General features: G+C 71.7%; 19 protein-coding genes. 5 read left to right on the top strand and 14 right to left on the bottom strand.

Annotation, left to right across the window (positions count from 1 at the left end; genetic code table 11):
* Nucleotides 1-33 precede the first annotated feature (33 nt).
* Together ABTX24_RS02240 and ABTX24_RS02235 are read right to left on the bottom strand one after the other, a co-directional pair.
* Nucleotides 34-792: an ArsR/SmtB family transcription factor gene (locus ABTX24_RS02240; protein WP_350837143.1), complete on the bottom strand. Its 759-nt coding sequence runs from the start codon at nucleotides 790-792 to the stop codon at nucleotides 34-36.
* Between the two features lie 32 nt (nucleotides 793-824).
* On the bottom strand, nucleotides 825-2462 hold the full coding sequence (locus ABTX24_RS02235) for an ABC-F family ATP-binding cassette domain-containing protein (RefSeq protein ID WP_350837141.1): 1638 nt from the start codon (nucleotides 2460-2462) through the stop codon (nucleotides 825-827).
* A gap of 268 nt (nucleotides 2463-2730) precedes the next feature.
* Between ABTX24_RS02235 and ABTX24_RS02230 the strand changes: the two genes are divergently transcribed.
* The gene (locus tag ABTX24_RS02230) at nucleotides 2731-3246 is read left to right on the top strand and encodes a GNAT family N-acetyltransferase (RefSeq protein ID WP_350837139.1); all 516 of its coding nucleotides are present in this window, start codon (nucleotides 2731-2733) and stop codon (nucleotides 3244-3246) included.
* Nucleotides 3247-3249: 3 nt separating this feature from the next.
* Here the strand turns inward: ABTX24_RS02230 and ABTX24_RS02225 are convergent, their stop codons facing one another.
* From ABTX24_RS02225 to ABTX24_RS02185, 9 genes are all read right to left on the bottom strand, one after another.
* The gene (locus ABTX24_RS02225) at nucleotides 3250-4137 is read right to left on the bottom strand and encodes a universal stress protein (protein ID WP_350837137.1); all 888 of its coding nucleotides are present in this window, start codon (nucleotides 4135-4137) and stop codon (nucleotides 3250-3252) included.
* A gap of 38 nt (nucleotides 4138-4175) precedes the next feature.
* Nucleotides 4176-4631, bottom strand: a complete 456-nt coding sequence (locus tag ABTX24_RS02220) for a pyridoxamine 5'-phosphate oxidase family protein (protein ID WP_160023974.1) — start codon at nucleotides 4629-4631, stop codon at nucleotides 4176-4178.
* A complete protein-coding gene (locus tag ABTX24_RS02215) occupies nucleotides 4631-5593 on the bottom strand; it encodes a universal stress protein (RefSeq protein ID WP_350837135.1) in 963 nt (320 codons plus the stop codon). The genes ABTX24_RS02220 and ABTX24_RS02215 overlap by 1 nt, the downstream gene beginning before the upstream one ends.
* A gap of 93 nt (nucleotides 5594-5686) precedes the next feature.
* The gene (locus ABTX24_RS02210; RefSeq protein ID WP_160023976.1) at nucleotides 5687-6274 is read right to left on the bottom strand and encodes a hypothetical protein; all 588 of its coding nucleotides are present in this window, start codon (nucleotides 6272-6274) and stop codon (nucleotides 5687-5689) included.
* Between the two features lie 366 nt (nucleotides 6275-6640).
* Nucleotides 6641-7342 carry a hypothetical protein gene (locus ABTX24_RS02205; protein ID WP_160023977.1) on the bottom strand — a complete coding sequence of 234 codons (702 nt, stop codon included), beginning with the start codon at nucleotides 7340-7342 and terminating at the stop codon, nucleotides 6641-6643.
* A 79-nt stretch (nucleotides 7343-7421) separates the two neighbouring features.
* Nucleotides 7422-8069 (bottom strand): hypothetical protein, encoded by a 648-nt coding sequence (locus ABTX24_RS02200; protein WP_160028919.1) that lies wholly within the window; start codon nucleotides 8067-8069, stop codon nucleotides 7422-7424.
* 240 nt (nucleotides 8070-8309) lie between these two features.
* Complete coding sequence (locus ABTX24_RS02195) at nucleotides 8310-9974, bottom strand: SulP family inorganic anion transporter (RefSeq protein WP_350837132.1); 1665 nt, start codon at nucleotides 9972-9974, stop codon at nucleotides 8310-8312.
* A 34-nt stretch (nucleotides 9975-10008) separates the two neighbouring features.
* Nucleotides 10009-11775, bottom strand: a complete 1767-nt coding sequence (locus tag ABTX24_RS02190; RefSeq protein WP_350837130.1) for a sensor histidine kinase — start codon at nucleotides 11773-11775, stop codon at nucleotides 10009-10011.
* A 27-nt stretch (nucleotides 11776-11802) separates the two neighbouring features.
* Nucleotides 11803-12471, bottom strand: coding sequence for a response regulator (locus tag ABTX24_RS02185; RefSeq protein WP_350837128.1), 669 nt, complete (start codon nucleotides 12469-12471; stop codon nucleotides 11803-11805).
* 364 nt (nucleotides 12472-12835) lie between these two features.
* Here ABTX24_RS02185 and ABTX24_RS02180 point away from each other — a divergent pair, with 364 nt between their 5' ends.
* A complete protein-coding gene (locus tag ABTX24_RS02180) occupies nucleotides 12836-13351 on the top strand; it encodes a flavodoxin family protein (RefSeq protein ID WP_350837126.1) in 516 nt (171 codons plus the stop codon).
* A gap of 62 nt (nucleotides 13352-13413) precedes the next feature.
* Here the strand turns inward: ABTX24_RS02180 and ABTX24_RS02175 are convergent, their stop codons facing one another.
* From ABTX24_RS02175 to ABTX24_RS02165, 3 genes are read right to left on the bottom strand one after another with little or no spacing between them, the layout of a single operon-like run.
* Complete coding sequence (locus tag ABTX24_RS02175) at nucleotides 13414-14412, bottom strand: zinc-binding alcohol dehydrogenase family protein (protein WP_350837124.1); 999 nt, start codon at nucleotides 14410-14412, stop codon at nucleotides 13414-13416.
* Nucleotides 14412-17165, bottom strand: a complete 2754-nt coding sequence (locus tag ABTX24_RS02170; RefSeq protein WP_350837123.1) for a bifunctional acetate--CoA ligase family protein/GNAT family N-acetyltransferase — start codon at nucleotides 17163-17165, stop codon at nucleotides 14412-14414. The genes ABTX24_RS02175 and ABTX24_RS02170 overlap by 1 nt, the downstream gene beginning before the upstream one ends.
* Nucleotides 17162-18109 carry a universal stress protein gene (locus ABTX24_RS02165; RefSeq protein WP_350837122.1) on the bottom strand — a complete coding sequence of 316 codons (948 nt, stop codon included), beginning with the start codon at nucleotides 18107-18109 and terminating at the stop codon, nucleotides 17162-17164. The genes ABTX24_RS02170 and ABTX24_RS02165 overlap by 4 nt, the downstream gene beginning before the upstream one ends.
* Before the next feature lie 227 nt (nucleotides 18110-18336).
* Between ABTX24_RS02165 and ABTX24_RS02160 the strand changes: the two genes are divergently transcribed.
* From ABTX24_RS02160 to ABTX24_RS02150, 3 genes are all read left to right on the top strand, one after another.
* The gene (locus ABTX24_RS02160) at nucleotides 18337-18957 is read left to right on the top strand and encodes a CBS domain-containing protein (protein WP_160023983.1); all 621 of its coding nucleotides are present in this window, start codon (nucleotides 18337-18339) and stop codon (nucleotides 18955-18957) included.
* 96 nt (nucleotides 18958-19053) lie between these two features.
* The gene (locus tag ABTX24_RS02155; protein WP_350837120.1) at nucleotides 19054-19977 is read left to right on the top strand and encodes a universal stress protein; all 924 of its coding nucleotides are present in this window, start codon (nucleotides 19054-19056) and stop codon (nucleotides 19975-19977) included.
* Nucleotides 19978-20058: 81 nt separating this feature from the next.
* Nucleotides 20059-21255: a helix-turn-helix domain-containing protein gene (locus ABTX24_RS02150; RefSeq protein WP_350837118.1), complete on the top strand. Its 1197-nt coding sequence runs from the start codon at nucleotides 20059-20061 to the stop codon at nucleotides 21253-21255.
* Nucleotides 21256-21340: the final 85 nt, after the last annotated feature.

Below are 21340 nucleotides of genomic sequence, written 5' to 3'. Positions count from 1 at the left end.
GGTTCCTCTCGATTCGATGACATCGGTCTCAGGTCAGCTCGGGCCGTACATCTGCGATCCCGGGGTGGTCAGGGTCTCCCCCGTCTCCAGCCACGTCTTGAGACCGGACAGGATCATCGGCCAGCCGCCGTAGAGCTCCGGGGGCGCGTCGCCGCTCAGCTGGTCATGGGTGACGGTGAGGCGGCAGGAGTCGCCGACGGGCTCGATCTCCCAGGTCACCCGCGTGGTGCCCTGCTCCTCGGCCGCCTCGGACCAGAGGGTGCGCATCGACTGCACGAGTCGCCTCGGCGGCTCGACGACGAGGTTCTCGCCTTCGGCGAGGGGCTGCTCCGCCCCCGGGTGGACCATGGTGAAGCCGGATCCCGGGGTCCAGTCGGAGTGGACACCCGCGCCGAAGTGGTACTTCGCGCGGATCTGCGGGTCGGTGATCGCATCCCACAGCCGCTCCGGCGTGGTGCGGATGTAGATCTCGAAGACTTTCTCCATCGTGCGCTCCAGGTCTCGTTTCAGGTCGGCAAGGCCGCTCGCCCAGGTCTCGGTGTACTTCGTCACCCAGCGGTCATGGATCTCGCGGATCGGCACGACGTTGAGGAAGTGGTGCTTCTCGCGCCCCTTGCGCACGACGACCACGAGGCCGGCGTCCTCCAGGATCGCCAGGTGCTTGGCCACCGCAGGCCGGGTCATCGCATGACGACTCACCAGTGAGGACAGGGTCTGTCCGTCCTCCTGCAGCAATGCATCCAGCAACGCCCGCCGAGTCGGGTCGCCGAGGGCTCGAAACACCTGTTCCACGACTCCAAAATAGGAAACCATTTGGTTTCATGTCAAGGGTTGACCGCGGCCACCTCCGCCTCTCCTCCGCGCACACGCACCTGCTGCGATCCGGTGGCGCGGCGGATCCAGTGACGGTCGTGCGTCACCGTGACGACGGCACCAGGATGAGCCTCGAGTGCGTCCTCGAGCTGCTCGACGAGCTCGGGGTCGAGGTGGTTGGTCGGCTCGTCGAGCAGCAGTACGTCACCAGGGTCTGACAGCGCGATCGCGAGGTCGAGGCGGCGACGCTGCCCGACCGAGAGAGCCCGCACCGGGCGGCGCATCTCCTCCTCGCGCAACAGCCCGAACCGCCGCAGGCGCTCGACCGCGTCCTCGCGGTGGATCCCCACGGCGCGGGCGAACACGCCGACGACCGAGCCCGCAGGTGGCGCCGCGACGTCCTGGCGAAGCCAGGCGAGCCGCACTCCCGGTGCGCGCTCGATCGTCCCCGAATCCGGCGCGAGCTCGCCGACCAGCAGTCGCAGGAGCGTGGTCTTGCCGGCCCCGTTCGGTCCGGTGACCAGCCACCGGTCCCCGGCCTTCAGCGTCCATTCGGCCATCCTCAGCCGGGCACCCGCTGAGCGACGTACGTCATGGAGTGCGAGGTAAGGCTCGGCGGCCGGTGTCGTTGCATCCTCGAGCCTGGCGACGCGTTCCTTTGCCATCCGGATCCGGCCCCTCGCGCCGTGGTCGCGGCTGCGCGCCCGGAACGCGCCGTGCCCGAACCCGTCGAGCTCGAGCTTGCGCGGGATCGCCTCGAGCCGGAACGCGTTCGCCTCGACGAGTGCCTCGTTGCGGGCGATCTCGGCCTTCCACTCCTCGTGCCGCTCGGCCTGGCGTCGTCGCTCGGTCGCCCGCGCCACCAGGAATCCGGCATAGCCGTTGCCGTAGCGGCGCAGCCCGGCGTCGCGTACCTGCACGATGTCGTCCGCGAACCGCTCGAGGAAGGCGCGGTCGTGGGTGACCACCACGATCGCGCCACGATGCTCGTCGAGACGGTCCTCGAGCCATGCCAGCGAGGAGCCGTCAAGGTCGTTCGTCGGCTCGTCGAGCAGCAGGAGCTCGGCGTTGGCCGACAGCGCAACGGCGAGCGCGAGACGAGCTCGCTCGCCTCCGGAGAGGCCGTCGACCGTACGTTCCCGGTCGAGGCCGCCCAGGCCGAGCTGGTCGAGCGCGGCGTCGACACGGCGGTCGACGCCGTAGCCGTCACGTGCCTCGTAGGCGTCGACGAGGTCGCCGAGCTCCTCGAGCAGCCGGGGCTGCTCGCCCGCGTCGGCGCGGGACAGTCGATCGGAGCAGGACCGGATACGTGACTCCAGGTCGCGGAGGTCCGCGAGCAGGAGGTCGACGGCATCCTGCACGGTCGCGCCGGCCGGGAACCGCGGCGCCTGGGAGGCGTGCGCGATGCCGCCGGGGACGACGACGCGGGTCTCGCCGGCGACCGGCGCCACGACACCGGCGAGCAGGTCGAGCAGCGTCGACTTTCCGGCGCCGTTGTCACCGATGACGGCCAGGCGGTCGGCCGGGCCGACGACGAGGTCCACCCGGTCGAGGACGATCCGCTCGCCGAAGCGGACCGTGGTCGCACGCAGCTCACAGACACGGTGGCTTCGGACGGAGCGGTCAGGGAGGGAAGCAGACGGGAACATGAGGACTCCTCGACGCGGCGGGGCATCCGCCACGGTGGCTCGCGCCCGGGGACGCAGAATCGGAAAGGGACCTCGAGCGCGCCGACGAGGCGACGCGGTCGCTCAGGACCCGCTGCGGAGAAAACTCGACGCAGCGTCCCGATCGATTACTTCAGCGTTCCCATCGCCGTGAACGATAGCGGGCGGAGGAGCTCACGCGCGACGCAATTACTCGCACGCCTCACGAATCCGTTCGACAGGCGATCGCGGCCGTGGCAGTTTTCCGCCCATGCACGTCAGATCCGGGTCGGTCAGCGATCTTCCCGCCGCCCTGAGCCTCCTCGACGCCGCCGTGCTCTGGCTCGCCTCCCAGGGCCGCACCGGCCAGTGGGGCGCGGAGCCGTTCTCGGCCATCGAGGCGCGGGTCGAGCAGATCCGGACGATGCTCTCGGAGCGCACCGCCCGCATCGCCGAGGTGGACGGGGACGTCGTCGGGGTCTGCGTCCTGGCCGACCAGCCGCTGCCGTACGTCGATCCCGCATCGGTCCCGGAGCTCTACCTGCAGCTGCTCGTCACCGCCCGCTCCCACAGCGGTGCGGGCGTCGGCCGAATGTTGGTCGACGACGCCGTCGAGATCGCCCGGCAGCGTGAGGTGGAGCAGCTGCGGCTCGACTGCTACGCCGGTGACGACCAGGCGCTCATCGGCGTCTACGAGCGGTTCGGGTTCGCGCTGGAGCGACGCTTCACGGTCGACACCGGGCAGGCCGAGCCCTGGCCCGGCGCGATTCTCCGGATGCAGATCTGAGGCTCACACCGCGGCGGTGGGCGGCGACGTGTCGGCTCGGGAGAGAGCCGGCGGGATCACGGCGACGACGCCGTGCGCGTGGTCCAGGAGATACTTCGCCACGCCGGTGCTGCTGCTCCCGGCCACGACCATGTGCATCGTCGGCGACTGCTCCGAGAGCGTGTGCGCGAGGCTTCCGGCCTCGATCCGCAGATGCGGGTGCAGATCCGGGTAGCGCTCCCGGAGCCCGGCGACGCTCTCCGCGACCAGCACCCGGTCGTCCGAGCGATCGGCGCCGCCGGAGCGGTAGCAGTAGAGGACCGTGACCGGCAGGCTGCGCTGGGCGGCCTGGGCGAAGGCGAACTCCAGAGCAGGGATCGAGTCGCTGGTCCCGTCGATACCGACGAGCACACCACGGCCCAGCTCGCCGGCGCCAGGACGGAGCACCACCACCGGGCACCGGGCGTCCACGAGCGCCGACCTGCTGACCGAGCCGAGGATCCGGCTGCTGATCGGCCCTCTCCCCCGTGACCCGAGCACCAGGAGCGACGCGGCGCTGGAGGCGGCGTCCAGCGCCGATGCCACCGGCCCGACCTGCAGGTCCACGCGCACCTCCGGCCGCCGGAACCCGAAGAAATCGGGCGCGCGGGAGAGCTCGTCGAGGCGACGGTCGGCGTACCGGCTAGCGGTCGCCAGCACCACCGCGCCATGGTCCTGGTCGAGCTCCGAAGGTGCCCCGGCCCGGAATCCGGGCGGGGTGTCCAGGGTCGCCCCGGTCACCACATGGAGCAGGCACAGGTCGCGGCCGTCGCGGAACGCCTGCTCGGCGGCCCAGGACACGCTCTCCGTCGCTGCCGGCCAGTTCTCGACACCGACCAGGACGGCGCCCTCAGGGATGGATGCGTTCGACACGTCGGCTCCTTCGGCTCTAGTCGTCTGCTACGTACGGTTCAGACCGGGACGACGCGCCGGCCGGTGATCTGCGTGGGCGTGATGCAGACGAACAACGTTCGCCGGCCGTCCGCCCAGGGCTCCGGCTCGAGATCGTGCGCCTTCAGCCAGACCCCGTCGACGAACTCCGCCGGCCCACGCGCCAGCACGCTCCAGCCCGAGGAGGTGTAGCTGTCGAACTCGTCGACCTGGTACGACACCTGCCCGGTGCCGACGTGGTTCGCGATCGCCGTGCGCGGGGCCGTGCGGAACACGATCCGCTCGTCCACCATGACGTGGTTGACCGGCAGGACCAGCGGACCCTCAGGATCGTCGAAGGCGACCCTGCCGACCTCGCTCCGGTCCAGCAGCTCCACGCATTCGGCGTGGTCCATCGCGGCCAGGTGCCCGGGGAACCATCGTGCTGCCAAGTACATCGCCTGCTCCTTGCTCGTCTTCGACACAGTCGTCTTCATCACGCTCGTCCGGCATGAGCCGGCCTGCTGTCTGATGTGGTGGCCCCGTCCGTGGCCCCGGCGTCCCCCTCGAACGTCGGGGCCACGTGCGGGTCGATCTCGACCGGGCAGCTGCTCTCCCGCAGCACCGCCCGGGCGGTGCCGCCCAGATGCCCGAAGCCGAGGAAGCTCCGCCCGCGCCCCAGGATCAGCAGATCCGCGGTGCGGGACGCTTCCACCAGGGCGTACGCGGTCTGTGCGTGCACGACCTCGACGCGGGTGTCGACCTCGGCCGCCGCCGGACCCGATTCGGCTCGGGCCGTCTCGAGGACCGCCGCCAGCTCACGCTCCGCGCGGTCGCTCCACTCCTGCCCCTCGCTCCCGACCGTGAGGTAGTCCTGGTACGCCCCGAAGGTGTGCCAGGCGTGCAGCAGCCGCAGCCGCGCACCCCTCTCGGCCGCCACGTCCAGACCCCGGCGTACCAGGGCGACCGAGGTGGCGGGATCCTCGATTCCGACGACGATCTCGCGGGACTCCTCACCGCGCTGCCACGAGGCAGGGACCACGATCATCGGCACCGGCGAGTGCGCCGCGACGGGGCCGAGAATGGACGAGGTGATGATCCGGTCGAACAACGAGCGCGGCTGGTCGCCGAGCACGACGAGGCGCGCCTTGGCGGCCTGCTGGGCCAGCACCCCTGCCGGCAGGCCGAGCAGGAGGTACGTGCTCACCACCGCGCCGCTGTCGGCGACCGCCTCCTCCGCCTCGGCGAGGATCGCTCGGCCGAGCTGACCCATCCTCGAGTCGGCTGCCGTGGGAGCCACCGGCCAGGTCGGCAGCGGTGGCGCGTAGGGGTCGACCACGTACACCAGGTGCAGCGCTGCGCCGCACCGTACCGCCTCTGCGGCGGCGTAGCGGGCGGCGGCCAGCCCGGCCTCGGTGCCGTCCACTCCTGCCAGGATGAGGTCTCTGCTCTCGTTCATGATTCCAGCGTCGCGCTCCGAGGCCGTCCTTCGACACGGACCCTCGGCCCGAGCCGAGGGCCTTTGGTCACCCACCACGTCTGAACAAGATGCTCATCGCAGCCAGCCGTGACGTACGACGATCGGCTGCCGCGCCCAGCGCCTGCCGAACCCCCAGGTGTCACCGGCATACGTCAGTGCCAGGACGCCGACCGTGAGTGCGCCGAGCAGGTGCTCGTCGATGATCGGGTTCTGCTCCAGCGGGAAGCTCGAGAACCACATCAGCAGGTACATCGCCGCTCCCGCGACGGCGCCGATCCGCATCCCGATGCCGAGCGTGAGGGTGAGCCCGACTCCGAGCAGGCCGAGCATGAACAGCCCGTCGACCCACCACTGGCCGGCCATGTCGTTCCACATGCCCTGCAGCCAGTTGTTCTCGGGAACGTTGGACAGATAGCCCTCGGTGGGACTGCCCCCGTTGATCCAGGCTGCGTCCTCGGCGAAGAAGTCGATGCCGGTGCGGGTGCCGGCCTCGTTGGTGATCGCGCCGGTGTGGAACCCCAGCGCGAGCAGCTTGTCGAAGAAGGCCCACAGGAACGTGAGCCCGAACCCGATCCGCAGCGCCGCCAACATCCGTGCCGCCGGCGTCGAGAACTGTCCGGGCAGCGCTGTCGCGGAGCCGGGCGTGGAGATCGAAGTCATGGTTCCTCCATCGGTGTCGCCGGTCCGTGGGTTCGGGCCGGACACCTTCAGCGAATCGCCACCGCCCCCACCGCGACGAGAGAACGGGGTCCGCACCCCAGGGGCCCTAGGTCCTCGCCCTGTCGGGCCGGTGGGCCGTGAAGCCGCGGGCTTGGCGAGCGGCCGGACGTGCACCGCCCGGCGGGGCGGATGCGTGATCCGCCCCGCCGAGCGCCCATCCGGGTCGGGCCTCCCCCATGAGTCCGACCCGGAGGCTCGTGGCCACATCGGCCAGTTCCATCAGAACCGCGTCCGGTGGCCGGAAGCGAGGGCCTAAGGTCCGCGTTCACCGGGATCTAGGTCCCCTATGACAACTGCTACGGGTGGTCAGAGTGTGCTCCGAGGCTGGCGGGGTGGTACGCCACCACGGAGGTAGCGGTCCGGCCATCCGGCCGCTCTCGCCCCAGAGCGGAACCAGGCCTCCAGCCCTTTCGGATCGCGACGCCCGAGCTCGTCGAGGAGCAGGGCGCGAATCTGCACGGCTCGCAGCTTCTGGTTCGATTCGGTGGCGCGGTCGAGCGCGACGTAGCTGGACCGCCACGCTCGGCAGAGGTCGGCGTCGGTCAGCTCGTCGGTCACCTCCAGAACGGCGTCGACAGGGTCGACCACGTCCACCACGCGGGGGCTGATCACGGCGGCGGGCCGGCCGCCGGCACGGACCCGGGTGCGGCGCTCTGTCTTGGCCGCCCTCTTCGCCGACCACTCCTCGTGCGCACGTCCGTCGAGCCATCCGGCCTCCCAGGCCGCGGCCAGCCCGGCGGCCGTCACCAGGATCGCGGTCGCCAGCCCGAGAGCCATGACGAGGCCGCCGGCGGCGAGTGGCACCGTGGGCCACGGCAGGCATCTGACGAACAACAGAGACCAGCGGATCCGGTGCCCGTCGGGCCACAGACACACGCACACCGAGACTGCGACCAGCTCGATGGCCAGCCACCATCCGAGCGTCGCGGCCACCGACCACGTCATGAGCACGGCCAGTCCACAGCCGGCAGTCGTGCCGGCCACGAGGCTCCACACCCAACGTCCCATGAGAGCCAGCCTCCACGGGCGCCGACGCCACGCGAAGGGTCGACGAGCCTCTCGGTTCGGGACCAAGGCCCCGACGACATCACCCGTTTGGCACTCGCTGTCGACGCCGGGGCTTCCTCTCCTGAGACAGCTGCCGTAGCAGCCACCATCCGGTGAGCACCGCCTGGACGAACGCCATCACGACTCCTGCACCCGCACCGATCGCGATGCTGACCCCGACCGGCTGCCCTTCGTGCCACAGCGGGGTGGCGATGAGGAGGAAGGCGGCCAGCGCGAGAAGCCAGGCGACGGCGGTGGCCGGGATCCAGGTGGCTGCGCGCGCGACGTGATGGCGCAGCTCGAGCCATTGCGCGCCGCCGATCGACAGCAGGAGCAGAGGACCACAGACGGCCGCGACGACGATGCCCGCCCAACCCGGCCCCGTCGAGCCGAGCGCGATCGCCGTCCCCAGCAGGTACGCCACCGCCGCCGCGACGGCGGTGAGCATCACCCAACGGGGTCCGCGGAGTGCGGGCAGCGCTCGACGGAGCACCGCGGCCTGCGCCCAGCCGAGGATGGCTCCCTCGACCGCACCCGCCGCGAGCAGCGCTGGCGGAGCGCCGTACCAGGGAAGATCCGCGGTGACAGCGCCGACCACGGCAGGGGCGAGGAACCCAACAGCCTCGGCCGCCGTGACGGTCAGGGTCCACCGAAAGAGAAGTGGGCAGGCGGAGAGCGGCTGAGTCATCACGGCCGACGCCCTGTCTCTGAGCGGCCGGAGCGGCTCAGTCGACGGACGCCGGGACGGCAACGGCCTTCTCGAACCGACCCCGGTGCTCGAGGACGAGCTCCTCGGTGGTGATGACGTCTTCTCGGCCATGTCGGCTCCTCTCGGGCGCGGCACGTCCGCCGTTCCCAGCACCACTCTCATCCGCTCCGGCGCCGGCCAGCAGGGACGTCGGGGCCCCGATCCGGGGACCTTGGTCCGTCACACCCCGCCGCGTCGCCGATAGGCCTCGACGGCGGTCGGGAGCGTCGGGAAGAGCAGCTCGTCCCCGATCCGGTCCAGGATCCCGGAGGGCGCCAGCGACTCGCGCAGGTCCTGCTTGATCCGGGCGATCGCGAGGACGACGCCGCGCTCGGCCAGGGCCGTACGCAGTGCCTCGAGGGCGTCGACCGCGGTGATGTCGACCTCCACGTTGGCCTCCACGTTGAGCAGGAACCACTCCACCGGCCATGCCGCCCCGTCGACCGCGGCCAGCGCGCGGGTGCGGAAGTCCTCCGCGTTGGCGAAGAAGAGAGGCGAGTCGTAGCGGTAGACGAGCAGCCCAGGCACCTCCTCCGCGTCGGCGTAGTCGTCGACGTCGTGCATGCCGGCCAGGCCCGGGACGTAGCCCAGGACGGCGTCGTGCGGGTGCGCGACCCGGCGCAGCAGGTCGAGCACGGAGAGGCCCACGGCGATGAGTACGCCCCACATCACCCCGGCGACGAGGACCGCCACGGTCGCGACGAGAGCCAGGACGAGCTCGCTGCGCCGGAACCGGGCGAAGCGGCGCAGCTCACCGACGTCGACCAGCTTGGTGGCGGCGTAGACGACGACGGCGCCGAGCGCGGCCTGCGGGAACGCGGCCAGGACCGGAGCCAGGAGCACGACGGCGAGCACGGTGACCGCCGCGGTGAAGTAGGAGGTCAGCTGGGTGCGCCCGCCCACGGCATGACCGATCGCGGTGCGGCTACCGCTGCTGCTCACGGGGAAGCCGTGCATGAGTGTGGCACCGAGGTTGGCACCGCCCAGCGCGAGCAGCTCCCGGCGCGCGTCGACGCGCTCGTCGCGGCGCGCGAGGGCGCGCCCGGTCAGGATGTTGTCGGTGTAGCCGACGAAGGCGACGCCGAGCGCGGGGCCGAGCATCGAGATGATGACGTCCGGGTCGAGGCTCGGGAGGCCCGGGGTGGGCGGCCGGACCGGAATCTCCCCCACCAGCTGCAGGCCGTGCCCGTCCCCGAGCAGGGCGACGATCCCGGTGGCGGCCAGCATGCCGAGCAGCGCGACCGGCGCTCGTGGAGCGAGCAGGGAGCCGAGGATCATCGCGGCGGCGGCGCACCCGCCGAGGAGCAGCGTGGGGACGTGGACCTGATCCAGGTTTGCGGCGAAGCTGGCGAGCTCCGCCAGCACTCCGTCGCCTTCGATCTGGACGCCGGTGAGGTTGTCGAGCTGCGAGACGATCATCAGGACCGCGATGCCCGCCATGTAGCCGACCAGCACGGGCCTGGAGAAGAGTTCCGCCAGCACCGACACCCGGGCGAGCCAGCCGACCAGGCAGATCGCGGCGACCACGAGCGCCAGCGTCGGCGCGAACGCGGCCGGGTCGACCGCGGCGGCCGGAATGGCCCCGATCGCGGCCGCGGTCATCAGCGCCGTGGTCGACTCCGGCCCGACCGACAGCAGCCGCGACGTGCCGAGCAGCCCGTAGACGACCATCGCGCCCACGCACGCCCACAGGCCGGTCTCCGGCGGAAGGCCCGCCAGCTCGGCGTACGCCATGACCTGAGGCACCAGGTAGGCGGTGATCGTCACGCCGGCGAGCAGATCGGGCCACAGCCATTGCCGTTGGTAGCCGATGGCCCACGTCGGCAGCAGGCGGCGTACGTCCATGGGAGCACCTTCCCACGACCGGAGAGCCCGGGGCTCACCCCAACGGCACCGACCACTCGACCATGGTGCCCTGCGGCCGCGCCGGCTTCACGGTGCAGCTGCCGCCGTGGGCCTCGGCGCGGTGGCGCATGTTGGCCAGCCCGCTCTCCACCGCGTCGGCGGGCACGCCGACCCCGTCGTCGCGCACGCGCAGCACGAGGTCGGTCCCGGCGGACAGCGAGACCTCCACCTCGCTCGCTTGCGCGTGGCGGACGGTGTTCGACAGGGCCTCGCCGAGGACGGCGATGACCTCCTTGGTGACCTCCGGGGTGGCCCGGAGCCGCACCGGACCGTCGAAGGAGAGCGCCGGGCGGAACTTCAGCGACTTCGCGGCCCGGTTGACGATCTCGGTGACCTGGGACTGGATGTCGCCGCTGTGGTCTGGCGTGCCGAGCTCGAAGACGGCGCGCCGGATGTCACGGATGGTGTCGTCGATGTCCTCGATGGCCTGGTCGAGCCGGCCGTGCAGCTTCGGGTTCTCGGCGAGGTTGAGCACGCCCTGGAGCCGCAGACCGATGACGAAGAGCCGCTGGATCACGACGTCGTGGAGGTCGCGGCCGATCCGGTCGCGGTCGTCGTAGACGGCCAGCCGCTTGCGCTCCTCACGGTTCTGCGCGAGGCGGATGGCCACCGCCACCTGCCCGGCGAACGCATCGGCGACGGCCAGGTCGACGTGCTGGGCCTCCTCGGCGTTGGCACGTCGCCAGGCCAGGGCTAGAACACCCACCGCGTTCATCTCCTCCGACGGGGCGGTGCGTCCCAACGGCACCAGCACGCCAGGGCCGACGTCACTGAGGTCGATGACGTCGGCCGCGGCCCCTCCGGCCGCTGCCTCCGCGATGTTCTCGACCATCATCGGTACGCCTTCACGGATCGCCCGCCCGGCGACCGACTCACCCAACGGAGCCTGCTTGAGGACGTCGACGTCGACCTCCGTGCCGGAGACGACTTCCACCCGCAGCTGCTCGGCCGAGGAACCGGTGAGGATCCAGGAGATGTCGGCGCCCGCGATCTCGCGGGCCCGGTCGGCCACGAGCTGCAGGGCGGTGGCGCGGTCGGTGTCGTCCAGCAGCGCGCTGGTGATCTCGGCGCGGGCGCCGAGCCAGCGTCCACGCCGGGCCGCCTCCTCGGCCAGCAGCGCGTTCTCGATCGCGACGCCGGCCGCCGCGGCCAGGGCGACCACGATGCTCTCGTCCTGCTGGCTGAACTCCTTGCCGTCGGTCTTCTCGGTGAGGTAGAGGTTGCCGAAGACCTTCTCCCCGACGCGCACGGGCACACCGAGGAACGAGTGCATCGGCGGGTGGTTCGCGGGAAAGCCGTAGGAGGCCGCATGGGCGGTGATGTCTCCCATCCGGACCGGCTCGGGGTGGTCGATCAGCAGCCCGAGCACCCCATGACCGCTGGGCAGGTCCCCGATCAGGATCTGCTGCTCCGTGGTCAGTCCGCGGGTGATGAACAGGCGCAGCCGGCGTTCGCCGCCGTTGGCCAGCACCCCGAGGGCCGCGTACTTCGCACCGGCGAGTGTCCGAGCGACGTCGACGATCCGCTCGAGCAGGTCGTCGAGCGAGAGGCCCGCGCCCATCGTGACGATGGCGTCGAGCAGCAGCCGCCAGCGCACCTGCTCGTCGCGGGCGTCGGTCACCCGGCCGAGCACCTCGGTCAGCAGCTCATCGAGTGGCGCACCGCGCAGGGTCTTGTCCGTCGCCGGCTCGGACCCACGACGTTGCCTTGGTGGCGTACGCCCCACCTCGACCCTCCCCACCGCATGAGTGCTACGCCCCCCAACGTATCAATCCTGCATGGTCTTGGTCACCAGAATCGCGGCCTGGGTCCTGCTCTCCAGGCCCAGCTTGGCGAGCAGCGAGGAGACGTAGTTCTTGACGGTCTTCTCCGCCAGGTGCATCTCCTTGCCGATCTGCCGGTTGGTCAGGCCCTCGCCGATCAGCTCCAGGATCCGGCGCTCGTGGTTGGTCAGGTTCTCGAACGACGAGTCGGTCTTCGGGCCGCTGCGGATCCGCTCGAGAACCTGCGCGGTGACCGCGGGGTCCAGCATCGAGTGGCCGGCGGCGACCTGGCGGACGGTCTCGACCAGGTCGGCGCTGCGCACCTGCTTGAGGAGGTAGCCCGCCGCACCCGCCATGATCGCCGAGAACAGCGCGTCGTCGTCGTCGAACGAGGTCAGGATGAGCGCGGCGATGCTCGGGTCCACGGAGCGGATGTCACGGCACACGTCGATGCCGGAACCGTCGGGGAGCCGGCCGTCCAGGATCGCGACATCGGGCCGCAGCGCCGGGATCCTGCGCCGGGCCTCCTCCGCGAGGCCGGACTCGCCCACGACAACGAAGTCGTCCTCGTCCTCGAGGAGGTCTCTGATCCCACGGCGGATCACCTCGTGGTCGTCGAGCAGGAAGACCCGGATGGGCTCCGCGGCGCGCTCCGGCGATGCTGATTCGGTCACGTGTTCAATCTACGACCGCGGACAGCGCTCGCCAATGCCCGTCGGGCCCGTAGGCCGAGGACCAAAGTCCTTCGACGAACTCGCGCAGCCGCGCTCACGACCGCCCCGTCCCGACCGGGTTGACCGTGGGCGGCGACGCCTCCTCGGGTCGGTCATCACGGAGATGTACGCCGCGACCCTCCGCCACGACGGGTGATTCGAGTGTGTTCATACCTCCAGGGTCCTCGCGGCTCCGGTCCACGGCATCGGACCAAGGTCCTCGGGTCGGGGACGTGCGCCACTGACCGTGCGTGTGGGCTCCGTCGGAAGGTGGTTCCGATGGCGGGCGCAGGGAGCGCGGCGCCGGAGGAAGGATGTGAGCCAGATGCGAGCCGCAGTCGTCTACGAGTCGATGTTCGGCAACACCGCGACCATCGCGACCTCGGTCGCCAACGGGCTGCGGAAGGCCGGCATCGAGGTCAAGGTGATCCCGGTGACGCTGGCCGGCGATGACGTGCTCCGCACCCACGACCTGGTCGTCATCGGGGCACCGACGCACGCGCTCGGGATGAGCCGCCCCAACACGCGCGCCGACGCGGTGCTGCGGGGCGCCCCCGCGGAGGTCGAGTCCCGCGGCGTACGGGAGTGGCTCGAGAAGGTGCAGGATGCCGAGCACGTCCACCTCGCCGCCTTCGACACCCGGGCGCGCTCGATGCGGCACCTGCCCGGCTCCGCCGCCCGGCACGTGGCGCATCTGCTGCGCCGCCGCGGCTACGACGTACCCCCGGCGGCCAGCTTCTACGTCTCCTCCATCGAGGGTCCGCTCGCCCACGAGGAAGAGGCCCGTGCCGGCGACTGGGCCACCGACCTCGGCCACCAGCTGATGCAGCAGGTGGCCTGAGAGGTCCCGGCTCCCCAACGACGCCATCGGCTCCACCCGGCGTACGCTGCAGCACGACCTCCTCAGCGGGTGACGTCCAGGACCGCGACGCCGCGCACCCGGTCTGCCGCGAGGTCGGCCAGCGCCCGGTCGGCCCGGCTCATCGGGTACGGCGTGACCTCGGCGCGGACGTCGAGCCGGCCGGCGAGCCTGAAGAGCTCCACCCCGTCGGCGCGGGTGTTCGAGGTGACGCTGGTGAGCGTGCGCTCGCGGAAGAGCTGGTGCTGGTAGTCGAGCGGTGGGATGTCGGAGAGGTGGATGCCGGCCACGGCGCAGGTTCCCGCAGCGTCCAGCGCGGCGAGAGCCTCACGTACGACCTCTCCGGACGGGGCGAACACGATCGCCGAGTCGAGCGGCGGAACCGCACGACCGGGCTCGACGGCGGTCACGGCGCCGAGGTCGAGTGCGAGCCGGCGCGCGGGATCGCCGCGGGTGACGACGTGGACCTCCGCGCCCTGGCGGATCGCGATCTGCGCGGTCAGGTGGGCACTGGCCCCGAATCCGTACAGACCCAGCCGTCCTCCCGGAGGGAGTGCCGCGCGCCGCAGCGCGCGGTAGCCGATGATCCCCGCGCACAGCAGCGGCGCGGCCTGGAACGGCTCCAGCGCGTCCGGTATCCGGTAGACGTAGGCGGCCGGCGCGACGGCGTACTCGGCATAGCCGCCATCGGCGTCCCAGCCGGTGTAGCGAGACCGCTCGCAGAGGTTCTCCCGACCGGAACGGCACCATCGGCAGCGGCCACAGGTGGAGCGCAGCCACGGCACCCCGACCCGAGTGCCGACGCGAGGCCCGTCGGCCTCGTGGTCGAACCCGGCGAGGACCCGGCCAACGATCTCGTGGCCCGGCACCACCGGGCTCCGGTGCCGCGGCAGGTCGCCGTCGACGACGTGCAGGTCCGTCCGGCACACCGCGCACGCCTCGACCCCGATCAGAACCTCCCCCGACGCCGGCTCGGGCACATCGAACTCGCCGCTCGACAGCCGACCGTCGCCGGTCGTCCGCCACCCGCGCATCGTCGCCATCAGGTGCCCGCACTCGGCCCGACCGGTGGGCGCAGGCTTCTCAGGTCGGAGGCGGTGGCCGGCGGAGCCGGGTGCAGCCGGACCTTCGCGTCGACGACCGAGACGCCGCGCTCGTGCACGATCACGGGATCGAGGTCGATCTCGGCGATCTCGGGGAAGTCGTCGGCGAGGCGACCGAGGGTGACCAGGAGATGCTCGACGGCGCCCGCGTCGGCCGGTGGCGCGCCGCGGTAGCCGGCGAGCAGCGGCGCCGTACGCAGCTCCGCGAGCGCCGCGGCGGCGTCGGCCCGGTTGAGCGGGGTGAGCCGGAAGCTGCGGTCGCCGATCAGCTCGGTGTACGCGCCGCCGTAGCCGACCATCACCAGCGGTCCGAAGACCGGGTCCTGCACGACACCGGCGATGAGCTCGACCCCGGCCGAGACCTGGCGCTGGACGAGCAGACCGGCGTGTTCGCCCGGCACCCGGAGCACCTCGTGCGCCGCGACGCGCACCTCGTCGGGATTGCCGAGCCCGGTGCGTACGCCACCCACGTCGGTGCGATGGGCGACCTCGGGATCGGCCAGCTTGACCACGACCGGGTAGCCCAGCCACTCGGCCGCGTCGACGGCCTCCTCCGCGCCGTCGGCGAGCACGCTCGGCAGCACGCCGATCCCGTACGCAGCGAGCAGCTGTCGCACGTCGGGGGCCGCCAGCCGGCAGCCCTCCGGTGCCGTCCGCAGCGCGCGGACGACGACGTCGCGAGCCACCTCGCGGCTGCCGGAGGCGGCCTCGGCCGCGGGGCGGCGCGGCTGGGCCCGCCACTCCGCGTACCCGACGATCGGTCCGAGGGCACGCGCGGCCTCCTCGGGGAACGCGAAGACGGGCACGTGGTGCTCCCCGGCGCTGATCGGCCGGCCGGGACCGTGGGGATCCAGCATGACGGCGACGGTCGTGACCGGCGGGCTCGCCTCTCCCGGGACCGTGCGCAACGCCGTGCGCAGCGCACGCGCGAGGGCGGCATAGGAGAGCGCGGGTAGGGGCGTACGCAGCGCGATCAGCATGTCCACCTCACCGCTGCGGGCGATCGTCGAGACCACCTCGGCATAGGCCTCCCAGCCGATTCCCGAGCCCAGGTCGATCGGCATCTGCACCGACGACGCGTCCGGCACGATCTCGCGGATCCTGGCCGTCGTCTCCTCGCTCAGCGCAGTCAGTCGAAGCCCGGCACCCTCGCAGGCGTCAGCAGCGAGGACGCCGGCGCCACCGGCGTTGCTGACGATCCCGACCCGGCGACCACCGGGCAGCGGCTGGTTCGCCAGCACGCTGGTGGTCTGCAGCATCTGTTCGAGGCCGTCCACACCGATCACACCGCACTGTTCGAACAGCGCCTCCACAGCGGCCGACGAGGTCACCGCCGAGGCGGTGTGATCGACCGCGGCACGCCGGCCGGTCCGGCTGCTGCCGCCGACCAGCGCGACGATCGGCTTGCGCACGGCCAGGCGCCTCGCCAGCCGGGAGAACTTGCGCGGGTTGCCGAACGACTCCAGGTAGAGCGCGACGACGTCGGTCGCGTCGTCCTCCGCGGCGTACATGAGCAGGTCGTTGCCGCTGATGTCGGCCTTGTTGCCGGCGGAGATGAAGCTCGACACACCGAGACCCAGGTCGTCGGCCCGCTGCAGCGCAGCGATACCCACCGCGCCGGACTGCACCATCATCGCCACCCGGCCACGACCGACGGTCATGGGCGAGAACGTCGCGTCCAGGCGTACCTCGGGGTCGGTGTTGGCGATACCGAGGCAGTTGGGGCCCACCACCCGCATCCCGGCTCTGCGGGCGACCGTGAGGATCTCGTCCTGAAGACGTCGTCCGTCCGCACCCGCTTCGGCGAAGCCGCTGGAGAGGATCACCAGGTCGCGTACGCCGGCACGGGCGCATTCACGCACGACCTCGAGCACCTCGGCCGCAGGCACCGCGATGACCGCCAGGTCGACGGGCGCGACCTCGAGGATCGAGCGATGGCACCTGAGGCCGAGCAGGTAGTCGCAGTGCGGGTTGATCGGGTGGACGGTTCCGGTGAAGCCGGCGCGCCGCAGGTTGCGGACGACCTGGTGGCCGGGGTTCTCATCGCGCCGGCCGGCGCCGATCACCGCGACCGACCGCGGCCGCAGCACCGCGCCGAGGGAGGCGGCGTCGGCCTCCTGCTCGCGTTCGATCATCGCCTCCAGCACGCGCTCGGTGAGCCGCACGGGGAAGCGGACCTCGACGGTGTCCTGATGGGGCACCGCGGTGAGCTCGAATCCGGAGTCCCGCATGACGTCGAAGGCTGGGGCGTTGTCTGCCAGCAGGTAGGAGACGAACTCCGTCACCTCCGCCTCGGTCGCGGCGACGGCCAGGTGCTCGAGGAGCAGGGTGGCCAGGCCGTTCTCGGCGAAGCGGTCCGCGACGACCAGGGCCAGCTCGGCCTCCCCGCCGGTCTCGGTCCTCGTGCAGCTGGCCAGCGCCACGACCCGCCCGTCGACCACGGCTACCTTCGCGATCGCCTCGCCGCGGCCCAGCCGGGGCAGGAGGTCGTCGACGAACCGCACAGCATCGAGGTGACCGACGTGGAAGAAGCGCCGGTAGCGGCCGAGGTCCGAGAGCTCGTCGTGCAGCTCGACCAGGCGCTCCCGATCCACGAGTACCGCATCGCGGATGCCCGCGATCGTGCCGTCGCGCATCAGGCCATCGACAACAGCCGGCTGCGACTCCTTCCGGGGCCACCTCTTCGCGCTCACCGTGCCGCCTCGTGCTCCCGGTCAGCGGGATGGTCGATCACGACGCTCTCGTCGTGCACCTCGACAGCGGGCGGCACCACCTCGACGGGGCAGGCAGACTCCCGCATCAGGGCGTGGCCGGTGCCACCCAGGCGGCGCAGCGGGAAGGCGCGACCGCGTCTGGCGACGACCAGGAGATCCGCGCCCCTCGACGCCTGGGTGAGGACCTGGGCGGCCTGACCCCGGTGGATCTCGATCCGGACCTCGGTGCCCACGGCGTACGGGACCAAGCGCCGTGCCCGCTCGACGGTCTTCGCCAGGCGGCGGCGTGCGTCCGCCTCCCAGCCCGCCGCGTCCAGCTGTCCCAGGGTCGTCTCGTAGTAGACGGCCGGCACCTCCCAGGCGTGAGCGACCACCAGCTCGCCATCGCGGTCCGCCGCCTCTCGCAGCGCCCGGGCGACGAGCTCGGTGGAGGCGTCGCAGTCCGCGACGGCGACGACCACCCGGTGGGTGTCCGGGACGGCCGTCCACGCGGTCGGCACGACGACGACCGGCACCGGCGCGCGCGAGGCGACCTTGCCGGTCACCGATCCGGTCACGACGCGCGCCAGGCTGAGGTGGCGCTCGTCGCCGAGGACCACCATCGCGGCGTCGGCGGCCGCGTGGACGAGCTCGGCGGCCACTCCCCCGTCGCGGAGCGTCGTCGTCACCCGGTCGGCACCGATGTGCTTGGCCACCGCCTTCTCCGCGCGAGCCAGGATGCCGGTGCCGGCCTCACGTATCTGGTCCGCCAGCCCCGAGTAGCCGTACGGGTAGAAGACCCCCGTGGCGATGGCGAGATCGATCACGTGGACGAGCCACAGGTCGGCCCCGCTCCGGCGGGCCTGCTCTGTGGCATGGCGAAGGGCGGCCCTGCCGCCCTCTCCTCCGTCGATGCCGACCAGGATCCGGTCATGCTTGGTCATGTTCCCTCCTCGGGGACTCGGCGCGCGTCCGGCGATGCTTCCAATCTCCCCGTGGTTCACGATGCGCGTCAGGGTCATCGGTGCCGCGAGCCAAGGACCTAGGTCCGGGACGCAGGGACGGGGTAGGCCGAAGGTCTGGCCGGTCCGGGACCTTGCGCACATGAACGCCAGGGCTCCCGGAGTCAGGCTCGTGTCATGACTTACGAGCACTCCCAGAGGTGATGACCATGCTCGTCCGAGAGATCATGACGACGTCCCCCGTCACGGTACGCCGGCGCACCCCCGTCAAGGTGGCGCTCGCGCAGCTCCGTGACCATCGGATCACCGCGATGCCGGTGGTGACGTCCGCGGGCCGGGTCTGCGGAATCGTGGCCGAGATCGACCTGATCCGCGACCGGGTCCTGCCCGATCCCCGCGCGCACGTGCGCCCACCCGCCTCCGAGACGGATCAGCCTCCGGCACACGTCGAGGACGTGATGAGCTCGGTGACCGTCGCGGTACGCGACAACGCCGAGGTGTCCGTCGTCGTCGACACCATGGCCGAGCGGTCGCTGAAGAGCCTGCCGGTCCTCGACGACGACGACCTCCTGGTCGGCGTCATCAGCCGCAGCGACGTGGCCCGCGCCCTGGCGCGGGACGACGAGGCGTTGGAGCAGGAGCTCTCGGAGCTCGTCAGCGAGCTCGGCCATCCCGACTGGCTCGTCGTCGTCGCCAACGGGTGCGCCGCGATGACAGGGCCGGCGACGCCGAAGGAGCGAGCCCTGGCCGAGACCGCCGCGGCGACGGTCGCCGGCGTCACCCGGGTGCGCATCAACCGACCAGAACTCTCACCGATCTCCGAGGAGTGATCTCACCATGAAGCGAGTCCTGACGACGGCACGCACAACCCGGGCAGGCACCCGGGGGTTCCACGGCCTCACCGGCGACCACGTGTGCGTGATGGCATGAGCACGCCCACCGCCCCTGTCTCCACCGCGCCCGTCCTCGTCGGCATCCTCGACCCGTCGACGGAGACCGCGCTGATCGAGCAGGCTGCCCTGCTGGCCGTGAGCTGCGGCCGCCCGCTGCGCCTGGTCTACGTGTTCCAGGCCAACGTCGTCTTCGGAGATCCGATCCTCGGCCTCCCTGGAGCGATGCAGCCGCAGTCGATGATCATCGACGACTCCGGTGTCGGGCGGCTCGCCGAGCAGCGGCTCCACGAGGCCGTCTCTCGCGCCCGCGAGGTCGTCGGCGAGGCGGTCGAGGTCTCCGGCGAGCTGTTGCGCGGTCATGCCGCACACGTCCTGATCAAGGAGTCCGAGAACGCGCACCGGGTCGTCCTCCAGCGCCGGCGGATCTCCCGTACCCGCAGGGTCTTCACCGGGTCCGTCTCCGCACGCGTCGCCGGTCACGCCCACTGCCCCGTCACCGTGGTGCCCGAGGGCTGGTCGGCGGAGGGACGTACCGCAGTGGTCGCCGGCGTCGGCCACGACAAGACCGACGACGACGTGCTGGACTACGCCCTGGACGAGGCGGGCCGGATGGACGAGCCGGTCACGGCCCTCCACGGCCTCGACCTGATGGCACTCCACGCCGAGCTGGCCGACCACACCATGACCCGGGAATGGACCACGCGCGAGGAGACGTACGTGGCCGACCTGATCCAGCGCGCCCGGGCGCAGGATGGAGGGACCCCGCCGGCTCGGCTCGAGGGCCAGGTGCTCGCCGAGGGCCCCGCGGACGCGCTGGTCGCGGCCAGCGAGACCGCCCGGTTGATCGTCGTCGGACGGGCCTCGCACCTCAACGCGTTCCCGCACCTGGGCGGCGTGACCCGCGCCCTCCTCCGTGAGGCGGACTGTCCGGTCGACGTGCTGCCGATGCCCTCCTGACCGCCCGGCGCGGCTCGCCTCGGTTCCCGGATTTGTACACTGCCCTGGCATCCGACGCCCAGGGCAGAAGAGGTGAACGCGATGACCGAGCTCGATGCCTGGGTGACGTCGTTCGCCGCCGAGCAGCGCCGGCCCGAGGAGGTCGCCCGCTGGGCAGCGTCGACCGCGGATGCGATCCTCGCGGACGGCGAGATCGACCTGGCCGACCTCAGGCCCCTCCTCCTGAAGGCAGTCGAAGAGCACTGGTACGCCTTCCTGGACCGCCTCACCCTGCCGGCAGGACCGTTCGAGCTGGTCCCGACCGCGCGCACGGTGGCGCTCGAGATCGCGCGCCGCCATCTCGGTCTTCCGCTGCTGCTCAAGATCTACCAGCGCGCCCAGGAGGCGAGCTGGGACTTCGCGGTGCAGATCGTCGAGGAGGCTCCGAGCGACCTCGACCGGGCAGGCCTGCTGGTCTGGTTCTGGACGAAGGCGACCGCATGGTTCGGCTCCTCGGTCGAGCAGTCGGTGCTGCTCCACCAGACCGAGACCGACCGGATCCGTCAGCGCGGGGACGCTCGCCGCTTCGAGATGGTCTCCCAGGCGCTCGGCGACCGCAGCGTCTCGCCCGCCGAGCTGTCCGCCGCCCTCGACGGTCACCCCATCAACATCCCCGGGCACGTCGCGCTGGTCGCGCATGCGCTCACCGCCGACGCCATCGAGCAGCTCGAGCCCGCGATCGGCCTGATCGCCCGCCAGCCGGGCCACCCCCGGTCGGTCCTGGTGCGGCCCGGCGGCCGAGAGGTGTGGGCCTGGATCGCCCAGGGGGAACGGCCCGAGACCCTCGACCGGACCGGCATCGACGCCGGCTCCGTGCGGGTGACCGTCGGTGTCGGTGGAGGGGGTCTCGACGGCTTCGTCGCGGCGCACCGGGACGCTCTCGCGGCCCAGCGGGTCGCGCTGGCGCCCGGGCGGCAGCAGGCGGTGACGGTCTACGACGACGTGGCCGCCCTGGTCCTGGTCGCCCACGACCCGGCCGCCGCCGAACGGTTCACCCGCACCACGCTGCGCGGCCTGGCCGACCCCTCGCACGAGCGCCTGCGCGAGACCGTGCGCGAGGTGCTCACCTCGGCCGACACCGCGGACCGGCTCGCCGAGCGGCTCGGCATCCACAAGAACACCATCCGCTACCGCCTCGCCCAGGCCGAGCGGCTGCTCGGCCGCCCGCCGCGCGAGCGGGCCGGCGACCTGCTCCTGGCGCTCGACTACCACGACGCCTTCCTGCGGCGACGACTGTGAATATTCACAGTAATCCGTGAGCGATTCGGCCTGATCGGCCAGAGACTTCCCTGCTGCGTACGTCCATTCTGACAGGAGACGTAAC

Origin of the sequence: Nocardioides sp. NPDC127514, from assembly GCF_040302125.1 — a bacterium.
Classification (GTDB): Bacteria; Actinomycetota; Actinomycetes; order Propionibacteriales; family Nocardioidaceae; genus Nocardioides.
Note: the sequence above shows the minus strand (reverse complement) of the source record. Positions and strands in the feature narration are given on the sequence as shown.